The following is a 6,321-nucleotide window of genomic DNA, read 5'->3' on the forward strand; positions in this document are numbered from 1 at the left end:
AGCTCCGCTACGAGGACTCTCGCCCGGCACACCGAGAGCACGCACCGAACGCCGCTCCTTCTCCCACGGAGATCCATCAGAAGCCCCCTAGGGGCGAGGCGCGAGGCCCATGTCGGATTCTCGCCAGCGCGGGGCCGGTCGCAGGTCGATGCTGGACGTATGCAGAACGGGATGTACACCGATCGCGAGCGCTGTGTGCGCGCCGTGCAGTCGAAGGACGCGCGGTTCGACGGCTGGTTCTTCACCGCGGTCCTGACCACCGGCATCTACTGTCGGCCCAGCTGCCCGGTGGTGCCGCCCAAGCCCGGGAACATGGTCTTCCACCCGAGCGCCGCCGCCTGTCAGCAGGCCGGTTTCCGCGCCTGCAAGCGCTGCCGGCCCGACACCACACCGGGCTCCCCGGAGTGGAACCAGCGCGCCGATCTGGTGGCCCGTGCCATGCGGCTGATCGCCGACGGCGTCGTCGACCGCGACGGCGTGCCCGGCCTCGCCGCCCGCCTCGGCTACAGCACCCGCCAGGTGGAACGCCAACTCCTCGCCGAACTCGGGGCAGGGCCGCTCGCGTTGGCCCGCGCCCAGCGCGCCCAGACCGCACGCCTCCTCATCGAGACGTCCGAACTCCCCATGGCGGACCTGGCGTTCGCCGCGGGCTTCTCCTCCATCCGCACCTTCAACGACACCGTGCGCGAGGTCTTCGCGCTCTCCCCGAGCGAACTCCGCACCCGCGCCCCCCGGAAGAACCCCTCGACCCGCCCGGCCACCCCCGGCACGCTCACCCTCCGCCTTCCCTTCCGCGCCCCCCTCAACCCCGACAACCTCTTCGGGCACCTCGCCGCGACCGGCGTCCCGGGCGTGGAGGAGTGGCGCGACGGCGCGTTCCGGCGCACGTTGCGGCTGCCGTACGGGCACGGCATCGTGGCGCTCACCCCGAACCCCGACCACATCGGCTGCCGTCTCACCCTCACCGACCCGCGCGATCTCACCGTCGCCATCAGCCGCTGCCGGCGCATGCTCGACCTGGACGCCGACCCGGTCGCCGTCGACGACCAACTGCGCACCGACCCGCTGCTCGCGCCCCTGGTGGACAAGGCCCCCGGCCGCCGGGTGCCGCGCACGGTCGACGAGGCCGAGTTCGCCGTACGCGCCGTGCTGGGCCAGCAGGTCTCCACCGCGGCCGCCCGCACCCACGCGGCCCGCCTGGTCACCGCGTACGGCGAACCGGTCGACGATCCGGAAGGCGGCCTCACCCATCTCTTCCCGGCCCCCGAGGCGCTCGCCGCCGTGGACCCCGAGTCCTTGGCGATGCCCCGCACCCGCCGCACGACCTTCACCACCCTCGTCGGCCAACTGGCGGACGGATCACTCCACTTGGGAGTGGAGAGCGACTGGCAGGAGGCCCGCGCCCGACTCCTCGCCCTGCCCGGCTTCGGACCCTGGACGGTCGACGTCATCGCGATGCGCGCCCTCGGCGACCCCGACGCGTTTCTCTCCACGGACCTCGGAATCCGGCGCGCCGCCCAGGAGTTGGGCCTGCCTTCCACCCCGGCGGCGCTCACCGCCCGCGCGGCGGCCTGGCGCCCCTGGCGCGCGTACGCCGTCCAGTACCTCTGGGCGACCGACAGCCACCCGATCAACTTCCTTCCCGTATAAGCCGGTAAGCCTGTACAAGGACGACCAGTGAAACAGCACACGATCACCGACAGCCCGTACGGCCCCCTCACCCTCGTCGCCGACGACGGCGTCCTGTGCGGCCTCTACATGGCCGAACAGCGCCACCGCCCGCCGGAGGAGACCTTCGGCCCCCGCGACGACACCCTGTTCGGCGAGACCGAAGCCCAGCTGGAGGCGTATTTCGCAGGCGAGTTGAAGGAGTTCACCCTCGAACTCAGCCTGCACGGCACCCCGTTCCAGCGCACGGTCTGGGCCGAACTGCGGAAGATCCCGTACGGCGAGACCCGCGCCTACGGCGAACTCGCCGAAGCCCTCGGCAACCCGACCGCGTCCCGCGCGGTGGGCCTCGCCAACGGCAGGAATCCCATCGGCATCGTCGTGCCCTGCCACCGAGTGATCGGCGCAGGCGGCAGCCTCACCGGCTACGGCGGCGGCCTGGACCGCAAGCAGCGCCTGCTGGATTTCGAGAGCGGAGTGGCCCCCGGCGAGACAACCCTGTTCTAGGCCCGTACTTCGCAGGTCACCCGATCGTGAAGATCAAGTGGTCGTGGCTGATCGCTCGCCGATCGGAACCGCTACGGCAATAGCGGTCCCGGACCGACCCAGTCGAGATCGGACGCTGAGAGGCCGCTGCGGCGAACCTTTTCGGCGACCTGCGAAGTACGGGTCTAGGACGGGTCGCCGGACAGCGCAGGCAGGCCGTCAGAGATCCGTCTCCGCCAGCTCCCGCAGCAGCCTCGGCAGCGCCGTCCCGATCGGTTCCCGCACCACCTCGTCGGCGATGTCGTCGTACGGCGTCGGCTCGGCGTTGACGATGATCAGCCGGGCCCCGTGGTCGGCGGCGACGCCGACCAGCCCGGCGGCGGGCTGCACCTGGAGGCTCGTGCCGACGGCGACGAAGACCTGGCAGGCCTTGGTGATGGCGAGGGCCTCGCCGAGGACGACCGGGTCGAGGCGCTGGCCGAACATCACCGTGGCCGACTTCAGGACGCCGCCGCACTCCAGACACGGCGGGTCCGGTTCACCGGCCGCGACGCGGGCGAGGGCGTCCTCCATGGGACCGCGCACGTGGCACCCGGTGCACACGAACTGCCGTGCGGTGCCGTGCAGTTCGAGCACCTTGCGGGCGGACAGGCCGGCGAGCTGGTGCAGCCCGTCCACGTTCTGCGTGATCACCCGCACCGGCACACTGGAACGCTCCAGCTCGGCGACGGCCAGGTGCGCGGAGTTCGGCTCGGCCCCCAGCGCCTCGCTCCGGCGCCGCATCTGCCACGAGCGCCGTCGGATCTCCGGATCCCGCATGTAGTACTCGTACGTGACGACCTTCTCCGCCTCCGGATCCCGCCGCCACAGTCCGCCCGGACCGCGGTAGTCGGGGATGCCGGAGTCCGTGGAGACCCCGGCCCCGCTGAGGATGGCGACAAGGGGCTTGCTCATGGGTGGGAGCGTAGGCCGGGGGAAGCCGGGGCCGCGAGTGGATATCGGGTGGGCGGGGAGGGGAGGTCAGTGGGCCGGGCGGCCGTTCTCCAGCTCCGCCGTCGCCGAGCCGTCCGCCAGGGCGTCCAGGGCGGACAGGACCCGGTGGCCCAGCGAGCCGAGGAGGAAGTCGGTGATCTCCTCGCGTCCGACCAGCCGCCAGGACAGCAGCTCCGACTCCTGGAGCCGGATCGCCCCGAGGTCGTCCTCGTCGAGGACTCCGCCGTCGTACACGTACGCCACCTGCGGCGGGCGGCCCGGGCCGAGCACCCAGTCCACGGCGAGCAGGCGCCCGAGTGCGCGGTCGAGGCCGATCTCCTCGAGCGTCTCGCGGCGGGCGGCCTGCCGCGGGCTCTCGCCGTCGTCGGACTCGATCGTGCCGCCGGGCAGCGCCCAGCCCGCCCGGTAGTTGGGCTCGACGAGCAGGACGCGCCCTGCGGCGTCGCGGAAGATCGCGGCGGCGCCGGCCAGGACTCGGGGCAGGGAGGCCACGTACGCGGCGAAGTCGGGCCGGCTGTCGGGCCTGCTGGAGGTGCTCATGCAGGAAGGTTAGAGGGCGTCGGGTCCCGGCGGTCCGCCGTCCTGCGCCTCGGCCAGCCGTACCGTCCGCTCCGCCAGCTCGCTGATGCGCACGCCGTCGAAGCCGAACACGGCGCTGCGCACGGTGTCCCGCAACGGCTCCGTCCACCGGGGCGGGATGGCCGCCGCGCCGGTCAGGACGCCGGCCACCGAACCGGCCGTCGCCCCGTTGGAGTCGGTGTCCAGGCCGCCGCGCACGGTGAGCGTGACCGTGCGGGTGAAGTCGCCGTCGCCGTACAGCAGCCCGGCGGTGAGGACGGCGATGTTCGGGACGACATGGATCCAGCCGAGGCCCGCCGTCTCCCGCGCCAGCGTCGTGAGCGTGTCCTCCCAGGCCAGCCCGGTGTCGTGGAGGGCGACGACCCGGCGCACGGTACGGACGAGACGACTGCGTGGCGGGACGACGGCCAGCGCCTGCGCCAGCGCGTGGCGCACCGTCGGCGCGGTGAACGCCGCCGATATCAGCGCGGCCGCGAACATCTCCCCGTACACGCCGTTGCCGGTGTGCGAGAGCACCGCGTCCCGGCGGGCGAGCGAGGCGGCGCGGTGGGGGCGGCCCGGGCAGGTCCAGCCGTGGACGTCGGCGCGGATCAGGGCGCCGATCCACTCCTGGTACGGGTTGTCGTAGGTGGCCGTCAGCGGCGGCCTGAGACCGGCCGTGAGGTTGCGGTAGGCAGCCCGCTCGGCGGTGAACGTCTGGAGATACGGCAGCCGCAGCAGCCACAGGTCGCCGACCTGCTCGGTGCTGAAGCCGAAGCCGTGCGTCTCCAGCAGGTCCAGGCCGAGGATCGCGTAGTCGACGTCGTCGTCGCGGCAGCTGCCGTGGATGCGGCCGCGGACGCAGGCGCGCCACTCGGGGCGCAACCGCCGGGCGTCCTCCTCGGTGGCCGGTTCGGGCAGGTAGTCGGTGAGCGGCAGGGCGTCGGCCCGCCGCAGATAGCCGTCGATGCGCTCGCGCGTCCAGATCTCGCCCTGCTCGACCGGTTTGCCGAGCATGTTGCCGGCGATCCGGCCCAGCCAGCCGCCGAGGACGCGGTCGGCGAACTCCGGCGCGCCGCCCACCGGGGGCATGGCTGCGGTCATGGCTCCGGTCTACCCGATTCCGGGCGTGCTCGCGCGGGTTTCGACGGCCCCACAGAGGGCGCTCAGGCTTGCTCCAGGGTGCGGCCACCGCATGACGGCGGGGGCGTCCGCCGGTTAAGGTCGCAGCGGCGCGACCGGCCCCGACGTGTGCGGGGCCCGTAGAGCAAGGGGATGCAAGGTGGCGGACGCTGGAGCGCGGGGCACCCGACGGGTGCTCGTGGCCGCGGACAAGTTCAAGGGCTCGCTGACGGCCGTGGAGGTCGCCGAGCGGGTGACGGCCGGGCTGCGCCGGGTCGTGCCGGACGTCGTGGTGGAGGCCCTGCCCGTCGCCGACGGCGGTGACGGGACCGTCGCCGCGGCCGTCGCGGCCGGGTTCGAGCGCCGGGAGGTGCGGGTCGCCGGGCCCCTCGGGCACGAGGTCACCGCCGCCTTCGCGGTGCGCGACGACACCGCGGTCGTGGAGATGGCGGAGGCGAGCGGACTGCAACGGCTCCCGGCCGGCGTCTACGCACCGCTCACGGCGTCGACCTACGGCTCCGGGGAACTGCTGCGCGCCGCGCTGGACGCCGGTGTGCGGACGATCGTGTTCGGCGTCGGCGGCAGCGCGACCACGGACGGCGGCGCGGGCATGCTGTCCGCGCTCGGCGCGCGCTTCCTCGACGAGGAGGGCGAGCCGGTGGCCCCGGGCGGCGGCAGCCTCGCGGAGCTGTCCCGCGCGGACCTGTCCGGACTGGACCCCCGCCTCGCCTCGGTGGAACTGGTTCTGGCGAGCGACGTCGACAACCCGCTGACCGGCCCCAAGGGCGCAGCGGCGGTCTACGGCCCGCAGAAGGGCGCCTCGCCGGACGACGTCGAGGCGCTGGACGCCGCGCTCGCGCACTACGCGAAGGTGCTCGAGGCGGAGGCCGGGTCGAAGGCCGCGGAGTGCGCCGTCGCGCCGGGCGCGGGCGCCGCGGGCGGCATCGGCTACGGAGCGTTGCTCGTCGGCGCCCGTTTCCGCCCCGGCATCGAGGTCATGCTGGACGTGCTGGGCTTCGCACCGGCGCTGGAGCGGGCCGAGCTGGTGATCACCGGCGAGGGGTCGCTGGACGAGCAGACCCTGCACGGCAAGGCCCCCGCGGGCGTCGCCGCGGCCGCCCGGGCGGCCGGCAAGGAGGTCGTCGCGGTCTGCGGCCGGCTCGCCCTGCCGCCGGTGGAGCTGGGTCGGGCCGGGATCCGCCGGGCGTACCCGCTGACCGACGTCGAACCGGACGTCGCCACCTGCATCACGGACGCCGGACCGATCCTGGAGCGGGTCGCGGAGCGGATCGCGCGGGACTTTCTCACCTGAGCGACGGAGCTGAGCGCCGCGGCTGGGCGCGAGGCGCGCACAGAGGCATGCGAAACGGGTGTGGCCCGAGCCTGAAGAGGCTCGGGATGGCGAACGTCAACGCCAACGCCACGGTCGAGAAGGCACGGAGGGCCGTCGATCTGCTGCAGGCCGATGCTCTGCAGATCCATGTCAACGTGGTC

General features: G+C 73.5%; 6 protein-coding genes. 3 read left to right on the forward strand and 3 right to left on the reverse strand.

Features of this window, described 5'->3' with window-relative positions; genetic code table 11:
- Positions 1-159: 159 nt before the first annotated feature.
- Together AB0J04_RS44940 and AB0J04_RS44945 are read left to right on the forward strand one after the other, a co-directional pair.
- Positions 160-1,650, forward strand: a complete 1,491-nt coding sequence (locus tag AB0J04_RS44940; protein WP_363174511.1) for an AlkA N-terminal domain-containing protein — start codon at positions 160-162, stop codon at positions 1,648-1,650.
- Between the two features lie 27 nt (positions 1,651-1,677).
- Entirely contained in the window at positions 1,678-2,175 is a 498-nt protein-coding gene (locus AB0J04_RS44945; RefSeq protein WP_363174512.1) for a methylated-DNA--[protein]-cysteine S-methyltransferase, read from the forward strand.
- 198 nt (positions 2,176-2,373) lie between these two features.
- Here the strand turns inward: AB0J04_RS44945 and AB0J04_RS44950 are convergent, their stop codons facing one another.
- The 3 genes from AB0J04_RS44950 to AB0J04_RS44960 all read right to left on the reverse strand — a co-directional run bounded on the left by AB0J04_RS44950 (position 2,374) and on the right by AB0J04_RS44960 (position 4,809).
- Entirely contained in the window at positions 2,374-3,108 is a 735-nt protein-coding gene (locus AB0J04_RS44950; protein ID WP_363174513.1) for a Sir2 family NAD-dependent protein deacetylase, read from the reverse strand.
- Positions 3,109-3,174: 66 nt separating this feature from the next.
- Positions 3,175-3,687 (reverse strand): NUDIX hydrolase, encoded by a 513-nt coding sequence (locus AB0J04_RS44955; RefSeq protein ID WP_363174514.1) that lies wholly within the window; start codon positions 3,685-3,687, stop codon positions 3,175-3,177.
- 9 nt (positions 3,688-3,696) lie between these two features.
- A complete protein-coding gene (locus AB0J04_RS44960; protein ID WP_363174515.1) occupies positions 3,697-4,809 on the reverse strand; it encodes an ADP-ribosylglycohydrolase family protein in 1,113 nt (370 codons plus the stop codon).
- Positions 4,810-5,020: 211 nt separating this feature from the next.
- Between AB0J04_RS44960 and AB0J04_RS44965 the strand changes: the two genes are divergently transcribed.
- Positions 5,021-6,139: a glycerate kinase gene (locus AB0J04_RS44965; protein WP_363174516.1), complete on the forward strand. Its 1,119-nt coding sequence runs from the start codon at positions 5,021-5,023 to the stop codon at positions 6,137-6,139.
- Positions 6,140-6,321: the final 182 nt, after the last annotated feature.

This window comes from Streptomyces sp. NPDC050263 (genome assembly GCF_040655955.1).
Lineage (GTDB): Bacteria > Actinomycetota > Actinomycetes > Streptomycetales > Streptomycetaceae > Streptomyces.